Raw genomic sequence first — 24,108 nt, 5'->3', positions numbered from 1 at the left:
AAGCCTCCTAGCTTCCCAGCCTTCTAGCCTTCTAGTCTTCTAGCGGGCCGAAGGCCCAATCGACCAACGACCGAAGTCAGGAGTGTTGCCATGACCGTGGGAGCCGCGAGTGGAAAGGTCGCGTCCACCCAGTTCTGGATGCGGAAGCTGCACAGTTTGACCGGGTTCTTGTTCCTGGGGTACTTCCTGTGCCTGCACGTGCGGGGCGAGGGGGCCTACGAGAGCCCGGTGCTGCGGGTTCTGTTCCTGTATCTGCCGCTCCTGTACCACAGCCTGTACGGGCTCTACATCACGTACGAGTCCCAGCCCAACAACATCCGGTACCCCGAGCTCCGAAACTGGATGTACTTCGGCCAGCGGGTCACCGGGCTGTTCCTGGTGCCGTTCCTGGTGCTCCACGTGGCGGCCATGAACGGGGCGGCGTTCGCGGACGCCGGGTGGTACATGGCGGTGTGGTACGCGGGGCTTCTGTCGGCCGTGTACCACCTGGCCAACGGCATCTTCGGCGCGGCCATCGACTGGGGCTTCACCGTGGGGCCCCACAGCCAGCGGGTGTTCGTGGGGGTGAGCTTTGCCGCGTTCGTGATCCTGGCGGTCTACGGGCTGCAGACCCTGGCCGAGTTCTGACCCGGGCCGAGGCCCGGACACACACCGGCCGCCGCCCCCGGGCGGGGCCGGCCTAGGAGGCGAGAAACCGTGCAAAGGCAAAACGTGATCGTGGTGGGCGGCGGTCTGGCGGGCCTCATGGCCGCCGTGCGCATCGCCGAGCAGAACTTCCACGTGGACCTGTTCAGCCTGGTGCCCGTGCGGCGCTCCCACTCGGTGTGCGCCCAGGGCGGCATCAACGCCGCGGTGAACACCAAGGGCGAGGGCGACAGCCCCTGGGAGCACTTCGACGACACGATCTACGGCGGGGACTTCCTGGCGAACCAGACCCCGGTCAAGCGGATGTGCGAGGCCGCCCCCGGCATCATCTACCTGTTCGACCGAATGGGGGTGATGTTCAACCGCACCGCGGAGGGGTTGCTGGACTTCCGGCGGTTCGGCGGCACCAAGTACCACCGCACGGCGTTCGCCGGGGCCACCACGGGCCAGCAGCTCCTGTACGCCCTGGACGAGCAGGTGCGGCGGTACGAGGCGGCCGGCCGGGTCACCAAGTTCGAGGGGTGGGAGTTCCTGTCGGCCATCGTGGACGACGCCGGGGTGTGCCGAGGGGTGGTGGCGGCCGACCTGGTCTCGGGCGAGGTGCGGGCGTTCCCCGGCCGGGCCGTGATCCTGGCCACCGGGGGCCTGGGGATGATCTTTGGCAAGTCCACCAACTCGGTCATCAACACCGGAGCGGCCGCGGGCAGCGTGTACACCCAGGGCGCCCGGTTCGCCAACGGCGAGTTCATCCAGGTGCACCCCACCGCGATCCCCGGCCCGGACAAGCTGCGGCTCATGAGCGAGTCGGCCCGGGGCGAGGGGGGCCGGGTGTGGGTGCCGCGCAACGGCGAGCGGTGGTACTTCCTCGAGGAGATGTACCCGGCCTACGGCAACCTGGTGCCCCGCGACATCGCCAGCCGGGCCATCTTCGACGTGTGCGTCAACCAGGGCCTGGGCGTGGACGGGAAGAACCAGGTGTACCTCGACCTGACCCACATCCCGGCCGACGAGCTGGAGGTGAAGCTCGGGGGCATCCTGGAGATCTACCGGAAGTTCATGGGGGACGACCCGGCCAAGGTGCCCATGAAGGTGTTCCCCGCGGTCCACTACTCCATGGGCGGGCTGTGGGTGGACTACGACCAGATGACCGCGATCCCGGGGCTGTTCGCGGCCGGTGAGTGCGAGTACCAGTACCACGGCGCGAACCGGCTGGGGGCCAACAGCCTCCTGTCGTGCATCTACGGGGGCCAGGTGGCCGGGCAGAAGGCCATGGAGTGGGCCCTGGACAAGGCCCCGGACACCGACCCGGCCCGCCACGGGGAGCTCGAGGCCACCCGCCAGAGGGAGTTCCTGGACCGGATCCGAGCCATGGACGGCGACGAGAACCCCTACGTGCTCCACCGGGAGCTCGGCGAGGTGATGACCGAGAACGTGACCGTGGTGCGCCACAACGACCGGCTGGACGCCACCCTGGAGCGGATCGCCGAGTTCAAGGAGCGGTGGACGAACCTGCGGCCGCCCGACAGCGGGGCCCGAGCCAACCAGTCCCTGCACTTCGCGCGCCAGCTCTACTACATGCTCGAGCTGGCCCACGTGATCACCCTCGGGGCCCGGCTGCGGGACGAGAGCCGGGGCGCCCACTACAAGCCCGAGTTCCCCGACCGGGACGACGAGCGGTTCCTGAAGACCACCTTGGCCGCCTACACCGCGGACGGGCCCCGGATCGATTACGAGGACGTGGACATCCAGTACATCCCCCCGAGGCCTCGGAAGTACGACGTGGACAAGAAGGAGACCATGGGATGAGCCGCACGGTACGGCTTCGGATCCGACGCCAGGACGGCCCCGACGCGCCCTCCCGGTGGGAGGAGTTCGCGGTCCCCCACTACCCCCACATGAACGTGATCACCTGCCTGCAGGAGATCCAGCGCAACCCGGTGGACGCCCAGGGGAAGGCCACCACGCCGGTGGTGTGGGACTGCAACTGCCTCGAGGAGGTGTGCGGGGCGTGCACCATGGTGATCAACGGCCGGGCCCGCCAGGCCTGCTCGGCCCTGGTGGACGAGCTGCCCCAGCCCATCGTGCTGGAGCCCCTGTCCAAGTTCCCCCTGATCCGCGACCTGATGGTGGACCGCACGGTCATGTTCGAGAACCTCAAGCGGATCAAGGGCTGGGTGCCCATCGACGGGACCTACGATCTAGGCCCCGGGCCTCGGCTGGCCGAGAAGCGCCGGCAGTTCGGGTACCGCCTGAGCCGGTGCATGACCTGCGGGTGCTGCATGGAGGCGTGCCCCCAGGTGAACCGCCGCACCAACTTCATCGGCCCGGCCGCCCTGGCCCAGGCGCTGTACTTCAACATCTCCCCGATCGGGCGGTCGCTGGCCGAGGAGCGGCTCGAGGCGATCATGGGCGACGGCGGGATCACCGAGTGCGGCAACGCCCAGAACTGCGTCAAGGTGTGCCCCAAGGAGGTCCCGCTCACCACGGCGATCGCCAAGCTCAACGGCGACACCACCTGGTACTTCCTGCGCAACTGGTTCCAGCGCTGACGCCATGGCCGCGGCACGCCGCCAGGGGTGGTGGACCGCGGCCGCCCTGGCCGCCGGTCTGGGATGGGTGGCGGCCGTTTGGTTCGCCACCGGGGTGACCCGGCCCCGAGCCCTGGGGTCGGCCGAGCTCACCGTCCCCCGGGGGGCCACGGCCCGGGAGGTGGCCGGGGTGCTGGCGGGTGCGGGGCTGTTCCCCCACCCCTGGGTGGCCCGGGCCGCCGTGGCCCTGTGGAGCGACCCCCGCGGCCTGAAGGCGGGCACGTACCGGTTCGAGGGCCCCGTCTCCGCGGCCGGGGTGCTGGCCGCGGTCGAGGCGGGCCGGGTGGCGCTGGTGCGGGTCGTGCTGCCCGAGGGGCTGACCGCCCGGGAGATGGCCCGGATCCTCGGCCGGGCCGGAGTCACGGACCCGGACCGGTTCGAGGCCCTGTGCTACGCGCCCGGCTCGGCCGGGCGGTGGGGGCTGCCGGGCCCGACCCTCGAAGGCTACCTCTTCCCCGACACCTACGAGATGGCCCCCGGCCTGGCCCCCGAGTCCGTGGTGGACGCCCTGGTCGGGCGGTTCCGGCAGGTGGTGGAGGAGCTCGAGCCCCTCGCCCGGGCCCGGGAGCTGGGGCTTCGGGAGTGGGTGACCCTGGCCTCGATCGTGGAGAAGGAGACCGGGGTGGCCGAGGAGCGGCCGCTCGTGGCGGCCGTGTTCTGGAACCGCCTGGCCCGGGGGATGCGCCTGGAGAGCGACCCCACGGTGATCTACGGCATCCCGGAGTTCGACGGCAACCTGACCCGCGAGCACCTGAGGACCGATCACCCCTACAACACCTACGTGCGGCGGGGGCTGCCACCGGGGCCCGTGGCCAACCCCGGCCGGGCGAGCCTGGAGGCCGTGGTGCGGCCCGCCCGGGTGCCGTACCTGTACTTCGTCAGCCGGAACGACGGCACCCACGTCTTTTCGACCACCTACGAGGAGCACCGTCGATGGGTGCGGCAGTACCAGGGGGGCGGACGCGGGCGGCGCTGATCGCGGCCCTGGCCGTGGGGCTGGCGGCCGGGTCGGCCGCCGGCGCGTTGGTGGACGCCCTGGTGGGGCGGGTGGACGGCTACGCCGTGACCTGGAGCGAGGTCCGCCGGGAGGCGGCCATCCGGAGGCTGGAGGGCCGGCCCCAAGGGGAGCGGGTGCCCAGGGTCGTGCGCGACGCCCTGGTCCGGCGCCGGCTGTTCGTGGCCGAGGCCCGGCGGCTGCGGCTGGAGGCCTCCGACGAGGAGATCGAGGCCGAGCTGAGGGCCCTGAGCGCCCGCTGCGGTCGGCCCAACCCGGAGCTGTGCCGGGTTCTGGGGCTCGATCCGGAGCATCTCAGACTTCGGGAACGTCAGGAGGTATTGGCTCGTAAGTACCTGGCGTTCCGGAGGGAACTCACGTTCGTCCCCCTAACCGATGTGATGCGGTTCATCCGGGAGAACGGGGAACGGCTGTCGGGCTCGAGCCCCTTGGACCTCCGGGGGGAGGTCCGGGAGTATCTCCTGGAACGGAAGTTCCGAAAGGAGCTGGAGGAATGGATACGAGAGCAGGTGAAGGCCGGGCGCGTGGAGCTGCTGCCGCTTCCGGAGGAGAAGGGCGGCTGAGGTCGGACGCCGTGCGCATCTTCCGGGCCGCCGTGGCGGCGGCCGGTCCCCACGACGCGGTGCGCCGCCACCTGGCCTGGGAGGACGGGGCGGTGGTGGTGACGCAGGAGGACGGCCGGACCACCCGGGTGCCGGTGGGGCCGGGGGGCAGGGTGTGGGTGGTGGGGGCCGGCAAGGGGTCCGCGCCGATGGCCGCCGCCGTGGAGGAGGTGCTGGGCGACCGGATCGCGGGGGGGCTGGTGTGTGTCAAGGACGGCCACGGGCTGCCCCTGGAGCGGGTCGAGGTGGTGGAGGCGTCCCACCCCGTACCGGACGCCCGGGGGGTGGCCGCGGGCCGCCGGATCCTGGGGATCGTGCGGGCCGCCCAGGCCGGCGACGTGGTGGTCTCGGTGCTGTCCGGAGGGGGGTCGGCGCTGCTGGCGGCGCCGGCCGAGGGGATCGGGCTCGACGACGTGCAGGAGGTGACCCGGCTGCTCCTTTCGAGCGGCGCCGCGATCGGCGAGCTCAACGCGGTGCGCAAGCACCTCTCCCAGGTGAAGGGCGGGTACCTGGCGGCCGCGGCCCACCCGGCGCGGGTGGTGAACCTGGTGCTCTCGGACGTGATCGGCGACCGGCTCGACGTGATCGCGTCGGGCCCGTTCTCCCCCGATCCCACCACCTTCGGGGATGCGAAGGAGGTCCTGGTCCGGCGGGAGGTCTGGGACCGGGTGCCCGAGCCGGTGCGCCGTCACCTGGAGGCCGGGGTGCGGGGTGAGGTGCCCGACACCCCCAAACCCGGCGACCCCCGGCTGGAGGGGGTGGTCCACGCGATCGTGGGGTCGAACCGCAAGAGCCTCGAGGCCGCCGCCGCCGCGGCCCGGGAGCTCGGGTACGCCCCGCTGATGCTCACCTCGCGCCTGGAGGGGGAGGCCCGGGAGGTGGCCCGGGTGCTGGCCGCGGTGGCCTGCGAGGTTCGGGAGGCCGGCAACCCCCTGCCCGCGCCTGCCTGCATCCTGGCCGGGGGGGAGACCACGGTCACGATCCGGGGCCACGGCAAGGGCGGGCGGAACCAGGAGCTGGCGCTGGCCCTGGGGCTCGCCCTGGAGGGGTGGGACGGGGTGGTCGGGCTCTCCGGGGGAACCGACGGCACCGACGGCCCCACGGACGCGGCCGGGGGCATCGCCACCCCCTCCACGGCCCGCCGGGGCCGGGACCGGGGGCTGGACCCGGAGGCGTTCCTGCGGAACAACGACAGCTACCGGTACCTGGAGGCGGTGGGGGACCTGATCGTGACCGGCCCCACCCGCACCAACGTGATGGACGTGCAGGTGCTGCTGGTGGCCCCCTGACCGTGGACCGAAGGCGCTTGGACTGGACAATCCGTTTTCCCGGGTGTTACCGTACCGCCTTCGTTCTTTTTGGCACTAGGGGCCCGGCCGGCTAGAGACTAGAGACTCGAACCTAGAGTCTTAGACCCTGTGTCCCCCGAGCTTTGGCGCGATCCGAGAGCCGCCTGGCCGCCTAGTCGCCCAGCGGGCCGAAGGCCCCAGACCGACGACCGTAGACCGAAGTTCCATGGAAGCCCCCTCCGGCCCTGGGGGGCCTACCACGGGGAGAGTAACGTTCTCTGAGCCGGGGGCCATTGCCGGCGGCGGGGCACGGGGTGGAGGCGAAGAGGCATGGTGATGCCTAGAACGTGTGGGAATCCGGGAGGTTTTTAGGCTTTCTAGCCCCCCGCCTTCCAACGGAAGGCGGGGAAGTAGGAGTTGCGATGTACGAGGTGAAGATCGAGGAGCACTTCGCGGCGGCCCACAACCTGCGGGGGTACCAGGGCCAGTGCGAGGCCCTGCACGGCCACAACTGGAAGGTGGAGGTGGTGGTGCGCGCCGATCGCCTGGACGACACGGGCCTGGCCCTGGACTTCCAGGATCTGAAGCAGGCCACCCGGGAGGTGCTGGCCCGGCTGGACCACGCCTACCTGAACGAGCTCGAGGCGTTTCGGGAGCACAACCCCTCGTCGGAGCGCATCGCCGAGTACGTCTGCGCCGAGGTGGCCCGCCGGATCGACCGGGAGGGCGTGCGGGTCCACCGGGTGACGGCGTGGGAGAGCAACCGGGCCGCGGCCACCTTCATCCGGGACTGATCCCGTGCTCGAAGACATCCAGAGCCGCAAGGACCACCGCCGGATCGCCATCGACAAGGTGGGGGTCAAGGACATCGTGTACCCCATCACCGTGCTCGACAAGACCCACGGCGAGCAGCACACCGTGGCCACGGTGAACATGTACGTGGGGCTGCCCCACCACTTCAAGGGCACCCACATGAGCCGGTTCGTCGAGGTTCTCAACGAGCACCGGCACGGCATCGCCGTGGGCAGCGTCCGGCCGATCCTCGAGACCATCCGCGAACGGCTGGACGCGGTGTCGGCCCATCTGGAGCTGCGGTTCCCCTACTTCATGGAGAAGCGGGCGCCGGTGAGCCGGGCGCCGTCCCTGATGGCGTACCCGTGCGCGCTGAAGGGGTCGCTGGAGGGGGACGAGTTCGATCTGGTGGCCGAGGTGGGCGTGCCGGTCACCAGCGTGTGCCCCTGCTCCAAGGCCATCAGCGCCGGCGGGGCCCACAACCAGCGGTCGCAGGTCACGGTGAACGTGCGCTTCCGGGAGTTCGTGTGGCTCGAGGATCTGATCCACCTGGTGGAGAGCCGGGCCTCCTGCGAGGTGTTCAGCCTTCTCAAACGCAGCGACGAGAAGTACGTGACCGAGCGGGCCTACAACAATCCCAAGTTTGTGGAGGACATCGTCCGGGACGTGGCCCAGGCGCTGCTGCGGGACCCGAACGTGACCTGGTTCTCGGTGGAAGCCGAGAACTTCGAGAGCATCCACAACCACAACGCGTACGCGTACGTGGAGAAGTGGTAGGGGGAATCCCCCTTCGGCCCCTGCGGGGCCCTACAACGGGGAAAGTAACGTTCCCTGACCCGGGGCGAGCTAGAGACTAGAAACTAGAGACTAGAAACTAGCGAAATTCCGGCTAGCTCGGCCCGTTAGACGGGCGTGCTCTCCAGCAGCCCCCATGCCCCCCGAGGCCTTGGCGGCGGTTCGGGGAAGCCGCCCAGCGGGCCGAAGGCCCCGACCGACGACCGTTGACCGTTGACCGAAGTTACTGGGGAGGGGGGGAGATTTGATTCCGATCCGGTGGGGAAGCGAAGAGGCCAGGAGCGCGGCAGGGAGGAAGCGACCTTTTCACCTCGAACCTCGATGGCGGAATGGAACGATACTGGGATTGTAGCCTCTGCCGGATCGAGCCGAAGGGCGAGGCCCTGCGCTGCCGAACCTGCTCGGGAAAGCTCCGCGGCCGGGAACGGCTGCTCCACGAGATCGCCCTGGAGCGCCGAGTGCGCCCGAAGGGGGCGTGGCTGTCGCTCGTGGCGGCCGGCGCGGGCCAGATGTACCAGCGCCGCTGGGCCACCGGGGTGCTCTTCGCCGCCTTGCTCCCCTTGGCCATTGGGCTGGTCCTGGCGGTCTGGAACGGATTCTCCTACGGCCACCTGTTCCTCGTCGGGGCCGCCGGTTTCGTGCTCGCCGTGGCGTGGGCCGACGCCCGGTGGGGTCCCACCACCCCCCATCCCCCGTGCCAGGACGCGTGCCCGGCCCGGGTCCCGATCCCCGACTATCTCCAACTCATCCTCGACGGCGATCCCGACCAGGGCCACGCCCTGGCCCGGACCCGGCTGCCCCTGGTGGGGGTGATCGGCCGCATCTGCCCCCACCCGTGCGAGACCCGGTGCGTGCGGGGGATCGACGGCGAGCCCATCGCCATCAACGGGTGCAAGCGGTTCATGGCCGACCAGGTGCGGGCCCGCCGCCCGGAGGCCGGCCCGGCCAAGGTCGTCCACCTGGACGGGGGGGCCCTGCGGGTGGCCGTGGTGGGCTCGGGCCCGGCAGGGCTGGCGTGCGCCTACTTCCTGAGCGTGCTGGGCGCCTCGGTCACGGTCTACGAGGCCGACGAGGTCCTGGGGGGCCGGCTCGCCACCACCATCCCCGACTTCCGCCTGCCGCCGTACATCCTGGACGAGGAGCTGGCCGAGCTGCGGGGCCGGGGCATCGCGTTCCGGACCGGGGCCCCCGTGGGGCCGGGCGGGAAGGCGGTGGCGGACCTCCTCCGCGACCACGACGGGGTGTTCCTGGCCGTGGGAGCGGCCCGTTCGGTCGAGCTGACGATCCCGGGCGCGGAGCTCTGCACCGACTTCCAGGAGGTGCTGAGGGCGAGCAAGGGCCGGGCGGCGCCCCGCCTGGGCCGGCGGGTGGTGGTGGTGGGCGGGGGCAACGCGGCCATGGACGTGTGCCGCACGGCCCTTCGCCTGGGCGCCGAGGAGGTGCACCTGCTCTACCGCCGCACCCGGGACGAGATGCCGGCCCGACCCGAGGAGGTGGACGAGGCCCTGCGGGAGGGGGTCCGGTTCCACTACCTGGCCGACCCGGTGGAGGTGAGGCCTGGAAGCGAGGGATTGGAGGTGGAGGTCCGCACCATGGAGCTGGGGCCGCCGGACGAGTCGGGCCGCCCCCGGCCGGTGCCGGTGGAGGGCCGGAACTGGGTGCTCGCCGCGGACACCGTGGTGCCCGCCCTGGGGCAGACGGTGGACTCGCCGGTGTTCTCGGACCCGGCGCTCCAGGGGCTGCGCCGACAGCGGGACGGCCGCATCCGGGTGGACCCGCGAACCCAGCGCACCAGCCTGGAACGGGTGTACGCCGGCGGCGACGCCGTGGCCGGGCCGTCCACCGCGGTGGAGGCCATGGCCCAGGGCCGGCGGGCCGCGCTGGGCATGTACGCCGACCTGGCCCGGGAGGCCCTTCCGGTCCTGCGCCTGAGGGACCGCAGACTTCGGCACCCGTTCCCCGGCCACCGGGAGACGCCCGAGGCGCGGATCCGCGAGGAGATGCCCAAGCTGGCGGGCCGGCTTCGCCGGGAGGGGTTCCGGGAGGTGGAGCTCGGGTTCAACCCGGCCGCAGCCCGGCGCGAGGCCGGCCGGTGCCTGCAGTGCCATCGGGAGCTGTGAGGGCCGCGGGTTGTTGGTCGAAACTTCCGTAAATCGTGAATCGTTGGGACGCTTCGCGTCCGCTGGGCGGCTCGCCGGCCCACCCGTCACGCGTCACTGGTCACCCGTCACGGGAACAACTGTTGTTGGTCGTGAAAGGCCGTGGGTCTTGGCTCGTTGGGACGTTAGGATGTTGGGACGACAACCCCCTGCGACGCACGGCCTTTCCGCCTCCTGGCCTTCTAGCCTTCCAGGGGGCCGAAGGCCCAAAGTTACTGGAAAGCCCCTTCAGGCCCTGTGCAGGGCCGGGCACCACGAGAAGGGTAACTCTTGTCTGTCCGGGGCCGGCGCCAGCGGCGGGACATGGGGCCTGCTTCCGGCCGCGCGCGAAGCCGGGCATGAGATTCGCCGCGCAGGCACGGGGCACCGGCGGTGGTTTCATGACCGTTCGGTGGGGCACGAACGGATTCACGGTACGAGCGTTGGAGGCGCTGCGCGGCGAGCTAAGGGGCCGCACGCGGCTCTCCAGCAGGCCCCATGCCCCCGAAGCCTTGGCGTCGGGGCTCAAAAGCTGCCCGGCCGCCTAGCGGCCTAGCGGGCCGAAGGCCCAAAGTTACTGGAAAGGAGAACCCCCGTTGAAGAAGTCGTCGAACAAGGGTCTCGGCAAGAGGCTTTTCGATTTCTTCGCCTCGATCAAGCTGAGCGTGGTGGTCCTGATCGCCCTGGCGGCGACCAGCGTGTTCGGCACCGTGATCCAGCAGCACGAGAAGTTCGCGGTGTACGTCGCCGAGTACGGCGAGGGCGTGGCCCGGGTCATCCGGGTTCTGGGCCTGGACGACATGTACCACTCCTGGTGGTTCCAGCTGCTGCTGGTGCTGCTCCTGGTGAACATCACGTTCTGCTCCCTGAAGCGGCTGCCCCACGCCGTGCGGCTGATGAACTACCGGGACCCGGTGTTCGACGGCAAGCCGGTGGCGATCCACGAGAAGTGGACCAAGCGGGTGAAGGGCGCCGACGTGGCGGCCGTGGCCGACGCGATCGAGGGGTTGCTGCGCCGGCGTCTGCGGCGGGTGTACCGGGAGGAGCGGGACGGCGCCGTGTACCTGCTGGGCACCCGGGGCGGGTGGAGCCGCATGGGCGTGTACGTGACCCACTTCAGCCTGTTCCTGTTCGGCATCGGCGCCCTGGTGGGGGCCCTGTGGGGGTTCAAGGGGTTCGTGAACATCCCCGAGGGCCAGAGCGTGAGCCAGGTGCGGCTCCGGGGGGGCGGGGTGAAGGACCTGGGGTTCGAGGTGCGGTGCGACGATTTCCAGGTCACCTTCTACACGGACCGCCAGGGCCGGTCCACGGGCAGGCCCCGGGACTACATCAGCGACCTGACCGTGCTGGAGAACGGCCGGGAGGTGTTGAGAAAGCGGATCGAGGTGAACGATCCGCTCATCTACAAGGGGATCTACTTCTATCAGTCGTCCTACGGCCAGGCCGGCGGCCGGGCGGCCTGGCTGACGGTGTTCGGGCCCCGGCGGAACATCCTGTTCCACCGGCGCAAGGTGGCCCGGGGCGCCTCCGTGGACCTGGAGAACGGCGACCGGCTGGTCCTGCGGGAGCTCACCGGCGACTTCCGGGGCATGGGGCCGGCGGTGGAAGTGGTGCTGCAGCCGGCCGAGGGGAAGCCCCAGACCACGGTGGTGTTCCAGGCGCCCGAAGGGAACCACCGGAAGCTGGGCGGGTACGTGATCCGGCTCGACGGGGTGGAGACCGTCATGTACACCGGGCTCCAGGTGGCCAAGGATCCCGGGGTGCCGATCATCTGGGCCGGGTGCATCCTGATCACCCTGGGGTTGATGATCGCCTTCTTCCTGAGCCATCGGAGGGTGTGGGCCCGGGTCCGGCCGGCCGACAGGGGCGGGGTCGAGGTGTTCCTGGGCGGCAACGCCAGCCGCAACCGGATCGCGTTCGAGCGCTGGTTCGCGGACTTGTGCACCGAGGCGCAAGAAGTTTTTGAAAAGTAGACCCCAAGTTGCTATAACGCGGCCCGGGGCCTGTTCGGCGCGGCCCCCCCGGGCCCAACCGGTGGAGGAACGATGATCAACGACAAACTGTTCGGGATCGCGATGATCCTCTATCTGTTGGCCACGTTCGGGTACGTGGTCTACCTGGTCCACCGGTCCAAGGTGACCGGCTGGATCGGAACCGGGCTCGCCCTGACGGGGTGGCTCGTGAACACGGCCGCGATCGCGGTGCGGTGGATCGAGTCCCATCAGGCCGGATACGGGTACATCCCGCTGTCCAACATGTACGAGTCCATGGTGTTCTTCTCCTGGTCGATCATGCTGATCTACCTGGTGTTCGAGCGCATCTACGGGTACCGGGCGATCGGCGCGTTCGTGGCCCCCCTGGGCTTCCTGGGCATCGCGGTGGTCTCCCTGAACCCCTCCATCTCGGCCGAGATCCAACCCCTGGTGCCGGCCCTCCAGTCCAACTGGCTCACCGCCCACGTGGTCACCTGCTTCTTCGGCTACGCCGCGTTCGCGGTGGGGTTTGCCGTGTCCGTCATGTACCTGTTCCGCCACCGCACCGAGACCCGGCTGGGCAAGGACGCCCCGGGCATCCTCCCCCCGGCCAAGGTGCTGGACGACCTGGCCTACAAGTCGGTGGCCGTTGGGTTTCCGTTGCTGACCCTGGGGATTCTCACCGGGGCTGCGTGGGCCAACTACGCCTGGGGCACCTACTGGAGCTGGGATCCCAAGGAGACCTGGTCCCTGATCACCTGGTTCGTGTACGCGGCGTACCTGCACGCCCGGTTCACGGCGGGGTGGCGGGGCGTGCGACTGGCGTGGCTCTCGGTGATCGGTTTCGGGTGCGTGATCTTCACGTACTGGGGGGTGAATTTCGTGTTGTCGGGCCTTCATAGTTACGCGGGGTAACGGCGCGGGAGGAGAGACCATGACGAGAAGGGGGAACGTCCGGGGTCGCCAGGATTTCTTTTCCAATGGGAGAGGGGATGGACCGATGAGATTACTCGCAGCGGCAGCCGCTTTGGTGCTCTTGTTGGCCGGGACGGGGCTCGCCCAGGAGGGGTGCGTCACCGACCAGTGTCACTCCAACATGGGCAAGGCGACCTACGTGCACGGCCCGGTGGGCGCCGGGCAGTGCGTGGTGTGCCACGAGGACGGCAACCCCGACCACCCCACCAAGTCGGGCCAGGACTTCAAGCTGGCCTTCGGCGGTGGAAAGGAGCTGTGCTACGCGTGCCACGACCGCAAGGACGCCAACCGCACGGTCCACAAGCCGGTGGCCACGGGGGACTGCGTGGCCTGCCACGACCCCCACCAGTCCGACGCGGAGCTCCAGCTCAAGAAACCCACCACCAGCGAGCTGTGCTTCAGCTGCCACGAGAACAACAAGACGAACAAGTCCTTCGTGCACGGGCCCGTGGCGGCCGGGGACTGTAACATCTGTCACAACCCCCACTCCTCCCCGTACCCCAACCTGACCGAGGAGAAGGGCGCGGAGCTGTGCCTGCTGTGCCACATCGACCGCAAGGAGGAGTTCACCCGCAAGTACGTGCACAAGCCGGTGGAGGAGGACTGCACCAACTGCCACAACGCCCACGCCACCGACGCCAAGTACATGCTCTACGGCGAGGGCAAGGAGCTGTGCTACCGCTGCCACAAGGAGAAGAAGAAGCAGATCGAGGAGGCGGTGGTCCAGCACACGGCGCTGAAGAAGGAGTCGTGCACGGCGTGCCACACCCCCCACTCGTCCAACTACCCGCGTCAGCTCAAGTCACCGACCAAGGACCTGTGCTTCACCTGCCACACCGCGATGGCCGAGAAGATCAAGAACTCCAAGTACCTCCACGGGCCGGTCAAGCAGAACGACTGCTACGCCTGCCACGATCCCCATGGCACCAACTACGCCAAGATCCTGAAGAAGCCGTTCCCGGCCCAGTTCTACATGCCGTACAAGACCGAGAACTACGCCCTGTGCTTCGACTGTCACAACAAGGACATCGCCCTGAACGAGTTCACCACCAAGCTCACGGACTTCCGCAACGGCGACCGGAACCTGCACTTCCTGCATGTAAACAAGGACCCCAAGGGCCGCAGCTGCAAGGCCTGCCACGAGGTCCACGCCGGCAACCAGGAGAAGCACATCCGCAAGGAGGTTCCGTTCGGCAAGATGTGGAAGCTGCCGATCAACTACACCAAGACCCCCACCGGAGGCCGGTGCGTGGTGGGCTGCCACAAGCCCAAGGAGTACGACCGGGAGAACCCGGTGGTGTACTGAGGGCCCTGCGCCTACCCGGGGGGCGGCCGGGCCGCCCCCCGGGTTCGTCGTCGGTTCGGGAGACCGGGTCCGCCGGTCTCCTTCGGGCGGACGGGGCGGTGCCCGCGTTCGCCGGTGATTCGGGGCGGTTCCCCGGGGGCACAGGAGGAGAGGTCATGGGTACGCGCGGGCACAAGGGGTTGGCCGTCGGCGTGGCGTTGGCGGTCGCGGTGGGGCTGGGCGGGTTTCCCCGGTCGGCCGAGGCGTTCCGGAAGGTGCAGCCGGGGCAGCCGGCCCCGGAGTTTGCTCTGAAGACCGTGGACGGGGGCGAGGTGGCCCTGGCGGCCCACCGCGGAAAGGCGGTGGTCCTGTCGTTCCTGCGGCAGGGGCAGGAGCGCAGCGCCAAGGCGGCCAAGGCCCTGGCGGACGTGGCGGCCCGGTTCGGCGACCGGGTGGCCGTGGTGGGGGTGGTGGTGAACCCGGACAACGGCGACGCCAAGGCCTGGGCCGAGGGCCTGGGCGTCGCGTACCCGGTGGCGCTGGACGCCGGGCAGGAGGTGTACGGCGCCTACGGCGTGCTGGTGGCGCCCAGCACCGGGGTGATCGACCCGGACGGGGTGTTCGTGGACGAGGTGGGGGGCTACACGGCCGGGTTCGCGGACGAGGTCGGGCGCCTGGTGGCCCGGGCCCTGGGCGAAGAGGTGGAGGAGGAGCCGGCCCCCGAGGCGGCCGCCAAGCCCGAGGCCCGCAAGCTCGCCGAGCGTCACCTCCAGAAGGCGAAGCTCCTGGCCAAGCGCAAGATGACCGAAAAGGCCCTGGCTGCGGCGCGCGAGGCGGTGCAGGCCGACGACACGTTCGGCGAGGCCCACGAGCTCCTGGGGCTGTGGCTGCTGGACGCCTCACCCGACAACGCGGACGAGGCCGAGGCCCACCTGCGAAAGGCCCTGGAGCAGAACCCCCGGAGCACCGCGGCCAAGGTGGGGCTGGCCCGGGTCCTGGGGATCCGGGGCCAGACCGACGAGGCGGCGGCCCTGCTGGAGGAGGCGGCCCGGCTCACGCCCAAGCCGGAGCGGATCTACTACGAGCTGGGCCGGATCTACGAGGGGGCCGGCCAGTACGAGAAGGCGGTCGAGGCGTACCGCAAGGCCCTGGAGAGGCTGCTGCGGTAGGCGGAGCCCGATCTCTGGGAAGCCCCCCTTCGGCCGCTGTGGGCTAGAGGCTAGAGACTAGAGACTAGAACGTGTGGGAATCCGGAAGGTTTTTTGACCTCCTAGCGTCCCAGCCTCCCAGCGGGCCGAAGGCCCCAGACCGACGACTGACGACCGACGACCGACGACCGAAGTGATCAGGAGCGCGAGCGGATGGGTGGGAAGCGACTCGGGGCGGTGCTGGGCCTGGTGGTGCTGCTGGCCGTGGCCCCGGCGGCGGCCGCGTTCAAGTACGTGGAGGTGGGCCAGAAGGCCCCGGACTTCGCGCTGAAGACCCTGGACGGCCGGGAGGTGCGCCTGTCGGACCGGGTGGGGCCCAAGGCCCTGGCCGTGGTGTTCTGGGCGACCTGGAGCGCCCGGAGCAAGCCCTTGCTCCGGGACCTGGCCGAGCTGTACCGGGGGCGGAAGGACCAGGGGTTCGAGGTCATCGCGGTCAACGTGGACCACGAGCAGCTGGAGGGCGAGGCCCGGGCCGCGGTGGAGGCCGCGGCCAAGGATCTCCCGTTCCCGGTGGTGGTGGACGAGGGGCTGGCCACCTACTACGCCTACGGGGTGGTGGCGACCCCGTCGTTGGCCCTGCTGGACGAGGCGGGCACGGTGCGCTACGCGCTGGCCAGTTACTCCACCGCGGCCAAGCGGGACCTGCGCGATGCGGTGGACGCCCTGCTGGGGATCCACGAGGAGGCCGCGCCCCGGTTCGCGGTGAAGAAGCGCGACTACGTGCCGCCCAAGAAGGCCACCCTGCACTACCAGAAGGCGCAGGTGCTGATCCGGCGGGGCATGGCGCGAAAGGCCGTCCGGGACCTGGAGCGGGCGGCCAAGATCGACCCGAAGTGGGCGGAGCCCCGGGTGCTGTTGGCCCGGATCTACCTGCAGAGGGCGGCGAAGCGGCCCCGGTACCTGGCGAAGGCCGAGGCCGTGTTGCGGGAGGCCCGGGAGATCCAGCCCCAGCACGTCCAGACCGTGGGCCTGCTGGCCGAGGTCTTGGAGGCTCGGGGGAAGCACGACGAGGCCCTGGCCGCGGCCGAGGAGGCGCTCGAGATCGAGCCGGCCTACACCCCGGCCCTGGTGGTCAAGGCCCGGGCGCTGCGGTCCCTGGGCCGCCCCGAGGAGGCGGCCCGGGCGGTGGACGCGGCCCTGGAGCTGGACCCCCGCAACCCCAAGGTGCTGGCCGAGAAGGGGGAGGTGGCCGCGGCCCTGGGCCGGTGGGAGGAGGCGGCCGGGGCGTTCCGGCGGGCGGTGGAGCTGGCCTGGAAGGCCCGGGGCGAGGGGTAGGCCGGGGCCGAGGGGGGAGGGGTGGTGTCCAACGGAGGCTCGTTTGGCTGAGCCGCATCGGGGTCGGGTGACCCCCCAGGAGGTCGGGTGATCAGGATCCGAACGCGACGGTACTTTCAGCTCGGCACGTCCCTGGGCGTCAACGGGTACCTGCCGGGATACTGGGCCAAAGCGGTGTACCAGGGCGCTGCCAAGGGGTTCTGCGTGCCGGTGCTCAACTGTTACGCGTGCCCGTCGGCGTTCTTCTCGTGCCCCATCGGGACCCTGCAGCACTTCATGGTGGTGCGGGCGATCCCCTACTACACGCTGGGCTTCCTGGGCCTGGTGGGGTCGGTGGTGGGCCGGATGCCGTGCGGCACCCTGTGCCCGTTCGGCTTCTTCCAGGAGATGCTCTACAAGCTGCCCTCGATCAAGATCCGCATCCCCAAGTACCTGCGGCCGTTTCGGTTCGTGGCCCTGGTGATGCTGGTGTTCGTGATCCCCTGGATCACGTCGGAGAACTGGTTCTCGAAGCTGTGTCCCATGGGCACCCTGATCGGCGGGCTCCCATGGGTCACCATCAGCCCGGAGGTGCGATCCATGATCCGGGATCTGTTCTGGATCAAGATCGCGATCCTCATCTTCTTCGTGGTGTCGTCGGTGGTGGCCAAGCGGCCGTTCTGCCAGACCACCTGTCCCCTGGGAGCCATCTACAGCCTGTTCAACCGGGTGAGCCTGGTGCGGCTCCGCTGGAACCCGGAGCTGTGCACCCACTGCGACAAGTGCTACCAGGTCTGCCCCATGGAGGTCCGGCCCTACGAGGAGCCGAACACGGGGCAGTGCATCCGGTGCCTCGACTGCACGGACTGCGAGGCCCTCACCGTCACCACGGTCCTGGGCCGGGAGTCCGCCCGCGAGCGGGAGGGCGTGCCCGGCTCCGTGCTCACCTGACCCGGTTCCCGGGACTCTGCCGTGTTTCGAACCTCCCTGAGCGTCAAGATCAACCTGGCCATCGTCGCGGTGCTGGGGTTGGTGCTGGGCGGGGCCACCTGGTTCAACCTGATGGCCCAGGACCGCCAGGCCGTCGAGAACACCAAGAGCCAGGCGCGGATCCTGTCAAAGACCCTGACCAACATCATCCGGATCGACATGGAGGGGCGGTGCCAGAAGGACGTGATGAAGGTCATCCGGATGATGGGCCAGTTCCAGGACATCGAGACGATCCGGATCTTCAACGCGGACGGCATCATCATGCACTCGGCCCAGCCGGGGGAGATCGGCAAGGAGGTGGACGAGCTCGTCTACAACGTGTTCACCAGCCCCGACCGGTCCAAGCCGTTCCGCAGCGAGGAGCGGGGCCACCGCAGCTTCTGCATGGTCGAGGTGATGTACAACGAGCCCCGGTGCCACACCTGCCACGACCCCAACAAGGAGATCGTGGGGGTGCTGGAGGTGTGCCTCAGCATGGCCAAGACCGGCGAGCACATCCGGCAGAACGCGCGGTTCATGGTCGGCTCCACCGTGGTCACGGTGCTCCTCGTCACCGGAGCCATCAGCTTCCTGCTCCACCGCATGGTGAACCGGCCGGTGCGGGAGCTGGCCGAGACCATGAAGGAGGTGGAGCGGGGGAACCTGGAGGTGCGCACCCGGGTGCGGGGCAGGGACGAGCTGGGCCGGCTCGCCCGGAGCTTCAACTCGATGATCGCCCGCCTGGACGAGGCCAGCCGCGAGGTGGAGCGGCTCCACCGGGAGCAGATGATGCGGGCCGAGCGGCTGGCGTCGATCGGCGAGATGGCGGCCAGCGTGGCCCACGAGATCAAGAACCCCCTGGCCGGCCTGGCCGGCGCGACCCAGGTCCTGGCCCAGGGGTTCGAGCCGGACGACCCGCGAATGCCGGTGGTCCAGGAGATGCTCAAGCTGATCGACCGCCTGGACAAGACGATCCGCGACCTCCTGAGCTTCGCCCGGGAGTCGGTGCCCAACTGGCAGCGAGCCAACCCGAACGACGTGGTGGAGGAGTCGCTGTTCTTCGTGGAGCGCGAAGAGGGGGGCACCCGGGATCAGGTGGAGCTGGTGCTCGACCCCGAGATGCCCGAGATCACCATGGACCCCCAGCAGATCCAGCAGGTGCTCCTGAACCTCATCCTGAACGCCCGGCACGCCGTGGGCGGTCGGGGCCGGATCGAGGTGTGCACGAGCGCCCGGCCCACCCTGGAGGGGGAGGGCGCCCCCGAGGGCCCAGACTGGGTCGAGGTGCTGGTCCGGGACGACGGGCCGGGGATCCCGCCGGAGAAGCTCTCGGAGATCTTCAAGCCGTTCTACACCACCAAGAACCAGGGCACGGGCCTGGGGCTGCCCATCTGCCGGAAGATCGTGGAGGCGCACGGAGGCCGGATCCACGTGAGGAGCCAGGTGGGGGCGGGATCGGAGTTCTACGTGTGGCTTCCCCGCACCCAAGGGGAAGAGACGTGACGAGGGAAGACGGGACGACGACGGCACGCCGCGGCCGGATCCCCCTGGCCGCGGCGCTGGGGATGCTGGTCCTGGCCGGATGCGGGGTGGGGCGGGACGAGTACCTCCGGGCCGTGGACCAGGCCCAGACCCTGAAGGCCCGGCTCGGCTCGGCCGAGCAGGAGCTGGCGGCCGAGAGGGCCCGGGCCGAGGACCTGGGGGGGGAGCTCCAGGCCTGCGAGGACCGGTCGGCGAAGCTCGTGGAAGAGCGCAAGACCCTGGAGGCCCGGCTGGCCGAGGCCGAGGCGGCGGCGGCCGAGTGGCAGGGCCGGGCCAAGGACCGCGAGGCAGACCTGGACGTGTGCGCCCGGGCCCGGCGGGAGGCCGAGGCCCGGGCCAAGGACCTGAGCGAGCGGCTGGAGGCCCGGCAGCGGGCCGCCCGGGCCGAGCGGATGGACCTGCAGGCCCGCCTGGAGGAGTGCCGGACCGAGAAGGCGGACCTGAAGGCCCGGCTGGACCTGGTGGAGGCGGAGCGCCGCAGGGCGGAGCAGGAGAAGCGGGAGAAGCTCGACGAGGTGTCCCGGACCTACGAGGGCCTGCTCAAGGGCATGGAGAAGGAGGTGGACGCGGGCCGGGTGGTGATCGAGCAGCTCAAGGGCAAGCTCTCGGTCAAGGTGCTCGACGAGATCCTGTTTGACTCGGGGAGCGCCCGGATCAAGCCCGAGGGCCGGGAGGTCCTGCGGCGGCTGGGCGAGGTGCTCAAGGCCCAGACGGACAAGGCCATCGTGATCGAGGGGCACACCGACAACGTGCCGATCGCCGGGGCCCTGGCGGAGCGGTTCCCCTCCAACTGGGAGCTCTCGACGGCCCGGGCCACCAGCGTGGTGCGGTTCCTCCAGGACGAGGTGGGGGTGGAGCCCGAGCGGCTCTCGGCCGTGGGGTTCGGCCCCTACCGGCCGGTGGCCTCCAACGACACCCCCGAGGGCCGGGCCCGGAACCGCCGGATCGAGATCAAGCTGGTGCCCCTGGAGGCCCCGTTGTTCTCACCGCCCCAGCCCCAGGGCGAAAGGGCTGCAGAGGTCGAGGGCGAGTGAGCCGAGGCGGGGAGGTCCGACAGCCGTTCGTTTCACGGATCAACCCCGACCTGCACCCCACGGCCTTTCATACCGAGTTGCCATCCATCGCATACGGATCCGGGCGCGAAGCCAGGCTTGAGATTCGCCGCGCAGGCACGGGACCGAAGAGCTGGTTTCCTGGCAGCTCAGTGGAATCCGAACCCTTTCGCGGTCCGAGCGTCAGAGGCGCTGCGCGGCGAGCTAGGGAGCCGCGCCCGGCTCTCCGACGGGCCCCTTGCCCCTTCGGGCAGGGGGCCAATAGTTCTGGATGCAACTCGGTATCACACGACCCACGACGAACGAGCACCGACCCCCGGCCCTCAGTACAGCGCCCTGCTGCCCCGCTCGTTGGTGCGGATCCGGACCACCTCGTCCACCGGCAGCACGAAGATCTTGCCGTCGCCGATCTGGCCGGTGTGACACACGGTGCGCACGGCCTCCACGATCTCGTCCACCCGGTCGTCCTCGGCCACGATCTGGACCCGGCTCTTGGCGAAGAACTTGGGCACGAACCCCCGGCTGTCGGAGTAGCGCATCTGGCCCAGGGGCTTGCCGATGCCCATCACGCTGTCGACCGTGAGGCCGGGGGCCCCGATCTCGAACAGCCGGTCCCGCAGCTCGTCGAGCCGGTCGGTGTTCACGATGGCCTGGATCATCTTCATGGTCGGCCTCCTCGGGGGATTGTTTCCGTGAATCGTGAATCGTGAATCGTGAATCGTCGGGAGGCCTCGTGTCCGCTGGACGGGCCGCAGGAGAGCCAGACAGCCTCCCAGCCTCCCAGCCTCCCAGCCTCCTAGCCTCCTAGCCTCCTAGCTTCCCAGCCCTCCCGCCATTGTCAAGCCCGCCCTTGAAACCGGGGCGTGGCTGTGGTACCCGTATGCGCTTCCATTCCGCACGCCCCTGGACCGCCGGTGGTGCCCGAACGGATCGGGTGGGAAGGCGGGGCGAAGGGGGCGGAGGCCAACCACGAGAAAAAGGAGAAGGGCAACATGGCAACCGTGACGATGCGCGACATGCTGGAGGCCGGGGTCCATTTCGGCCACCAGACCCACCGGTGGAACCCGAAGATGAAGCGGTTCATCTTCACCGAGCGCAACGGGATCCACATCATCGACCTGAGCCAGACGGTGCGCCTGTTCCGCCGGGCCTACGAGTTCGCCCGGGAGACCGCGGCCCAGGGCGGCCGGTTCCTGTTCGTAGGCACCAAGCGCCAGGCCGTGGACATCGTGCGCGAAGAGGCCAACCGGTGCGGGGAGTTCTACGTGACCCACCGCTGGCTGGGCGGCACCCTGACCAACTTCCAGACCATCCGGCGCAGCATCGAGCGGCTGAAAGAGATGGAGCGGATGCTCAGCGACGGCACCGTGGATCTGATGACCAAGAAGGAGGGGCTGCGGATCCGGCGCGAGGCCGCCAAGCTCGAGCGCAGCCTCGGGGGCATCAAGGAGATGAAGAGCCTGCCGTCCGTGGTGTTCATCGTGGACCCGGCCCGCGAGGACATCGCGGTGCGCGAGGCGAACCGGCTGGGCATCCCGATCATCGCCATCCTCGACACCAACTGCGACCCGGATCTGATCGACTACCCGATCCCGGGCAACGACGACGCCCTGCGGTCGATCAAGCTGTTCACCTCGCGGATCGCCGACGCGGTGATCGAGGGCAAGGCCCAGCGCCAGGAGTACGTGGAGGCCGAGATGGCGGCGGCCGGGGGCGACGAGAAGGCCGAGCCGGCCCAGTCGGACGAGTACCTCGAGGTGGAAGAGGTCGAGATCGACGTGGACTGACCCGCACGGGAGCCGGCCCCCGGGGCCGGCTCCCGTTTGTCGAAATCTTGTTAACACGGCGACAAGATCGGCGCGTCACCTCGGAGGGCGGGGCAAGGAGCCTGCCTCCGGCCGGGCAGAGACCAGATACTGGAGACTGGAAACTAGAGACAAAGGGGTTTCCAGCCTCCTAGCATTCTAGCTTTCTAGCCGAAATGACCGAACAGGGAGTAAAGACCATGGCGATCACGGCACAAGCGGTAAAGGAGCTCCGGGAGCGCACCGGGGCGGGCATGATGGACTGCAAGAAGGCCCTCCAGGAGACCGGGGGCGACATGGACAAGGCCGTGGAGTACCTTCGGAAGAAGGGGCTCGCGGACGCCGCCAAGAAGGCGGGCCGGGTGGCGGCCGAAGGACTGGTTCACTCGTACATCCACGCGGGCGGGCGGATCGGCGTGCTGGTGGAGGTGAACTGCGAGACCGATTTCGTGGCCCGCACCGACGCCTTCAAGCAGTTCGTGCACGACGTGGCCATGCACGTGGCCGCCACCAACCCCAGGTGGCTCGACCGGGAGAGTGCGCCCGCCGACGAGGTGGAGAACGAGCGCCGGATCCTCAGCGAGCAGGCGGCCGAGAGCGGGAAGCCTCCCCACGTGATCGAGAAGATGGTGGAAGGCCGGCTGCAGAAGTTCCTCAAGGAGAACTGCCTGCTGGACCAGCCCTTCGTGAAGGACCCCGATCTCACGGTGGGGGACCTGCTCAAGCAGAAGATCGCGGAGCTCGGAGAGAACATCCGGATTCGCCGGTTCGTGCGGTTCCAGCTCGGCGAGGGGCTGGAGAAGCGCAAGGACAACTTCGCCGAAGAGGTGGCCGCCCAGGCCCGCGCCTGACGCGTCCCTGCGAACGGATCGGGGGAGCGGGGCCCTCCCCGCTCCCCCGATCGTGCGTTTGGACCGCCCCGCCCGGCGTCCGAACCTCTTCAGCCACAGATCCACACAGATGGACACAGATGGCCCGCCACGCGGGCCGCTGGAAAGCTAGGAAGCTAGGAGGCTGGGAGGCGGAAAGGCCGTGACAGGTGATGCCCCTCCACCAACGACGAAGCACGAACGACCCGCGGCTTTTCCAACCATTCACGATTTACGATTCACGATTTACGGAAGTTTGGCGGTGACGGGTGGGAAGGGCAGTGACGCGGTGACCGGTAACGAGTGATCGGTGACGCGGTGACGGCCCCGTCGCCCAGCCACGATTCACGATTTACGATTCACCATTCACGATTCACGGAAATTTCGACCAACGACGAACGACCAACGGTAGTGATCACGTCCCAACGTCCACGCATACGCAGGAGTCATCGTGAGCGAACGAAAGCCGGTGTACCGTCGGGTGCTGCTCAAGTTCTCCGGAGAGGCCCTCATGGGGGCCCAGGGGTTCGGCATCGACCAGGACGTGGTCGAGCGCCTGGCCCACGAGGTGGCCGAGGTGCGGGGCCTGGGGGTGGAGGTGGCCCTGGTGGTCGGCGGGGGCAACATCTTCCGGGGCCTCAGGGCCTCGGCCGCCGGCATGGACCGGGCCACGGCCGACTACATGGGCATGCTTGCCACGGTGATCAACAGCCTGGCCCTCCAGGACGCGCTGGAGCGCCGCGGGGCCAAGACCCGGGTGATGTCCGCGATCACCATGCAGCAGGTGGCCGAGCCCTACATCCGGCGCCGGGCGATCCGGCACCTGGAGAAGGGGCGGATCGTGATCTTTGCGGCGGGCACCGGCAACCCCTACTTCAGCACCGACACGGCCGCGGGGCTGCGGGCCATGGAGATCGGGGCCGAGGCCATCCTGAAGGGCACCAAGGTCGACGGGGTATACGACAAGGACCCGGTGGGCCACTCGGACGCCCGGCGGTTCGACGAGGTGTCGTACATCGAGGTGTTGAAGCGGGACCTCAAAGTGATGGATTCTACGGCCATCTCCCTGTGCCGGGACAACCGGCTGCCCATCATCGTGTACGACTTCACCCGGCCCGGCAACACCCTGCGGGTGGTGTGCGGCGAGAATATCGGCACGAAGGTGGTGGGAGAGTGAGGGGCCGGAAATCGTGAATCGTAAATCGTGAATCGCGAATGGTCGGAAGCCGGTAACGCGGGATTGTACTGCCACTCCAGCATTCGCGATCACTTCCCAGGATTCGGGGTTGGCCGGCCGGCGGCCCCTGACCCC

The 24,108-nt window shown here is 69.5% G+C and carries 21 protein-coding genes; 20 read left to right on the top strand and 1 reads right to left on the bottom strand.

Annotated elements, in window-relative coordinates:
* The first annotated feature begins 90 nt into the window (after window positions 1-90).
* From DEFCA_RS0105195 to DEFCA_RS24025, 17 genes are all read left to right on the top strand, one after another.
* Entirely contained in the window at window positions 91-627 is a 537-nt protein-coding gene (locus DEFCA_RS0105195; RefSeq protein WP_025321979.1) for a hypothetical protein, read from the top strand.
* 117 nt (window positions 628-744) lie between these two features.
* A complete protein-coding gene (sdhA, locus tag DEFCA_RS0105190; protein ID WP_407919185.1) occupies window positions 745-2,451 on the top strand; it encodes a succinate dehydrogenase flavoprotein subunit in 1,707 nt (568 codons plus the stop codon).
* A complete protein-coding gene (sdhB, locus tag DEFCA_RS0105185; RefSeq protein ID WP_025321977.1) occupies window positions 2,448-3,194 on the top strand; it encodes a succinate dehydrogenase iron-sulfur subunit in 747 nt (248 codons plus the stop codon). Before sdhA ends, sdhB begins: the two co-directional genes overlap by 4 nt.
* Window positions 3,195-3,198: 4 nt before the next feature.
* A complete protein-coding gene (gene mltG, locus DEFCA_RS0105180; RefSeq protein WP_025321976.1) occupies window positions 3,199-4,209 on the top strand; it encodes an endolytic transglycosylase MltG in 1,011 nt (336 codons plus the stop codon).
* A complete protein-coding gene (locus DEFCA_RS19165; RefSeq protein ID WP_025321975.1) occupies window positions 4,167-4,811 on the top strand; it encodes a SurA N-terminal domain-containing protein in 645 nt (214 codons plus the stop codon). The genes mltG and DEFCA_RS19165 overlap by 43 nt, the downstream gene beginning before the upstream one ends.
* Before the next feature lie 11 nt (window positions 4,812-4,822).
* Complete coding sequence (locus tag DEFCA_RS0105165; RefSeq protein WP_245693434.1) at window positions 4,823-6,139, top strand: glycerate kinase type-2 family protein; 1,317 nt, start codon at window positions 4,823-4,825, stop codon at window positions 6,137-6,139.
* 422 nt (window positions 6,140-6,561) lie between these two features.
* Window positions 6,562-6,933 carry a 6-carboxytetrahydropterin synthase QueD gene (queD, locus tag DEFCA_RS0105160; protein ID WP_025321973.1) on the top strand — a complete coding sequence of 124 codons (372 nt, stop codon included), beginning with the start codon at window positions 6,562-6,564 and terminating at the stop codon, window positions 6,931-6,933.
* Window positions 6,934-6,937: 4 nt separating this feature from the next.
* Window positions 6,938-7,708, top strand: coding sequence for a GTP cyclohydrolase FolE2 (gene folE2, locus DEFCA_RS0105155; RefSeq protein WP_025321972.1), 771 nt, complete (start codon window positions 6,938-6,940; stop codon window positions 7,706-7,708).
* A 347-nt stretch (window positions 7,709-8,055) separates the two neighbouring features.
* Window positions 8,056-9,846 (top strand): FAD-dependent oxidoreductase, encoded by a 1,791-nt coding sequence (locus DEFCA_RS0105150; RefSeq protein WP_025321971.1) that lies wholly within the window; start codon window positions 8,056-8,058, stop codon window positions 9,844-9,846.
* 614 nt (window positions 9,847-10,460) lie between these two features.
* Window positions 10,461-11,837, top strand: coding sequence for a cytochrome c biogenesis protein ResB (gene resB, locus DEFCA_RS0105145; protein WP_025321970.1), 1,377 nt, complete (start codon window positions 10,461-10,463; stop codon window positions 11,835-11,837).
* A gap of 72 nt (window positions 11,838-11,909) precedes the next feature.
* Entirely contained in the window at window positions 11,910-12,752 is an 843-nt protein-coding gene (gene ccsB / locus DEFCA_RS0105140; protein ID WP_025321969.1) for a c-type cytochrome biogenesis protein CcsB, read from the top strand.
* Between the two features lie 85 nt (window positions 12,753-12,837).
* Entirely contained in the window at window positions 12,838-14,118 is a 1,281-nt protein-coding gene (locus DEFCA_RS0105135; RefSeq protein WP_035802876.1) for a cytochrome c3 family protein, read from the top strand.
* Window positions 14,119-14,273: 155 nt separating this feature from the next.
* On the top strand, window positions 14,274-15,266 hold the full coding sequence (locus tag DEFCA_RS0105130; protein ID WP_025321967.1) for a redoxin domain-containing protein: 993 nt from the start codon (window positions 14,274-14,276) through the stop codon (window positions 15,264-15,266).
* A 192-nt stretch (window positions 15,267-15,458) separates the two neighbouring features.
* A complete protein-coding gene (locus DEFCA_RS20310; RefSeq protein WP_025321966.1) occupies window positions 15,459-16,580 on the top strand; it encodes a redoxin domain-containing protein in 1,122 nt (373 codons plus the stop codon).
* 87 nt (window positions 16,581-16,667) lie between these two features.
* A complete protein-coding gene (locus DEFCA_RS0105120; RefSeq protein ID WP_025321965.1) occupies window positions 16,668-17,510 on the top strand; it encodes a 4Fe-4S binding protein in 843 nt (280 codons plus the stop codon).
* A 21-nt stretch (window positions 17,511-17,531) separates the two neighbouring features.
* On the top strand, window positions 17,532-19,031 hold the full coding sequence (locus DEFCA_RS0105115) for a sensor histidine kinase (protein ID WP_025321964.1): 1,500 nt from the start codon (window positions 17,532-17,534) through the stop codon (window positions 19,029-19,031).
* Window positions 19,028-20,104, top strand: a complete 1,077-nt coding sequence (locus DEFCA_RS24025) for an OmpA family protein (RefSeq protein WP_025321963.1) — start codon at window positions 19,028-19,030, stop codon at window positions 20,102-20,104. The genes DEFCA_RS0105115 and DEFCA_RS24025 overlap by 4 nt, the downstream gene beginning before the upstream one ends.
* A gap of 341 nt (window positions 20,105-20,445) precedes the next feature.
* Here DEFCA_RS24025 and DEFCA_RS0105105 read toward each other — a convergent pair whose 3' ends face one another.
* Window positions 20,446-20,787 carry a P-II family nitrogen regulator gene (locus DEFCA_RS0105105; RefSeq protein ID WP_025321962.1) on the bottom strand — a complete coding sequence of 114 codons (342 nt, stop codon included), beginning with the start codon at window positions 20,785-20,787 and terminating at the stop codon, window positions 20,446-20,448.
* A 327-nt stretch (window positions 20,788-21,114) separates the two neighbouring features.
* On the opposite strand from DEFCA_RS0105105, the gene rpsB reads away from it, so the two are divergent.
* The 3 genes from rpsB (at window position 21,115) to pyrH (ending at window position 23,973) form a co-directional block, all read left to right on the top strand.
* Window positions 21,115-21,909 carry a 30S ribosomal protein S2 gene (rpsB, locus tag DEFCA_RS0105100; RefSeq protein ID WP_029733595.1) on the top strand — a complete coding sequence of 265 codons (795 nt, stop codon included), beginning with the start codon at window positions 21,115-21,117 and terminating at the stop codon, window positions 21,907-21,909.
* A 218-nt stretch (window positions 21,910-22,127) separates the two neighbouring features.
* The gene (gene tsf / locus DEFCA_RS0105095) at window positions 22,128-22,778 is read left to right on the top strand and encodes a translation elongation factor Ts (RefSeq protein WP_025321960.1); all 651 of its coding nucleotides are present in this window, start codon (window positions 22,128-22,130) and stop codon (window positions 22,776-22,778) included.
* Between the two features lie 469 nt (window positions 22,779-23,247).
* Window positions 23,248-23,973: a UMP kinase gene (gene pyrH, locus DEFCA_RS0105090; protein WP_025321959.1), complete on the top strand. Its 726-nt coding sequence runs from the start codon at window positions 23,248-23,250 to the stop codon at window positions 23,971-23,973.
* The last annotated feature ends 135 nt before the right edge of the window (window positions 23,974-24,108 follow it).

Source organism: Deferrisoma camini S3R1 (genome assembly GCF_000526155.1).
Lineage (GTDB): Bacteria > Desulfobacterota > Deferrisomatia > Deferrisomatales > Deferrisomataceae > Deferrisoma > Deferrisoma camini.
This window is presented reverse-complemented; position numbering and strand designations above follow the sequence as displayed.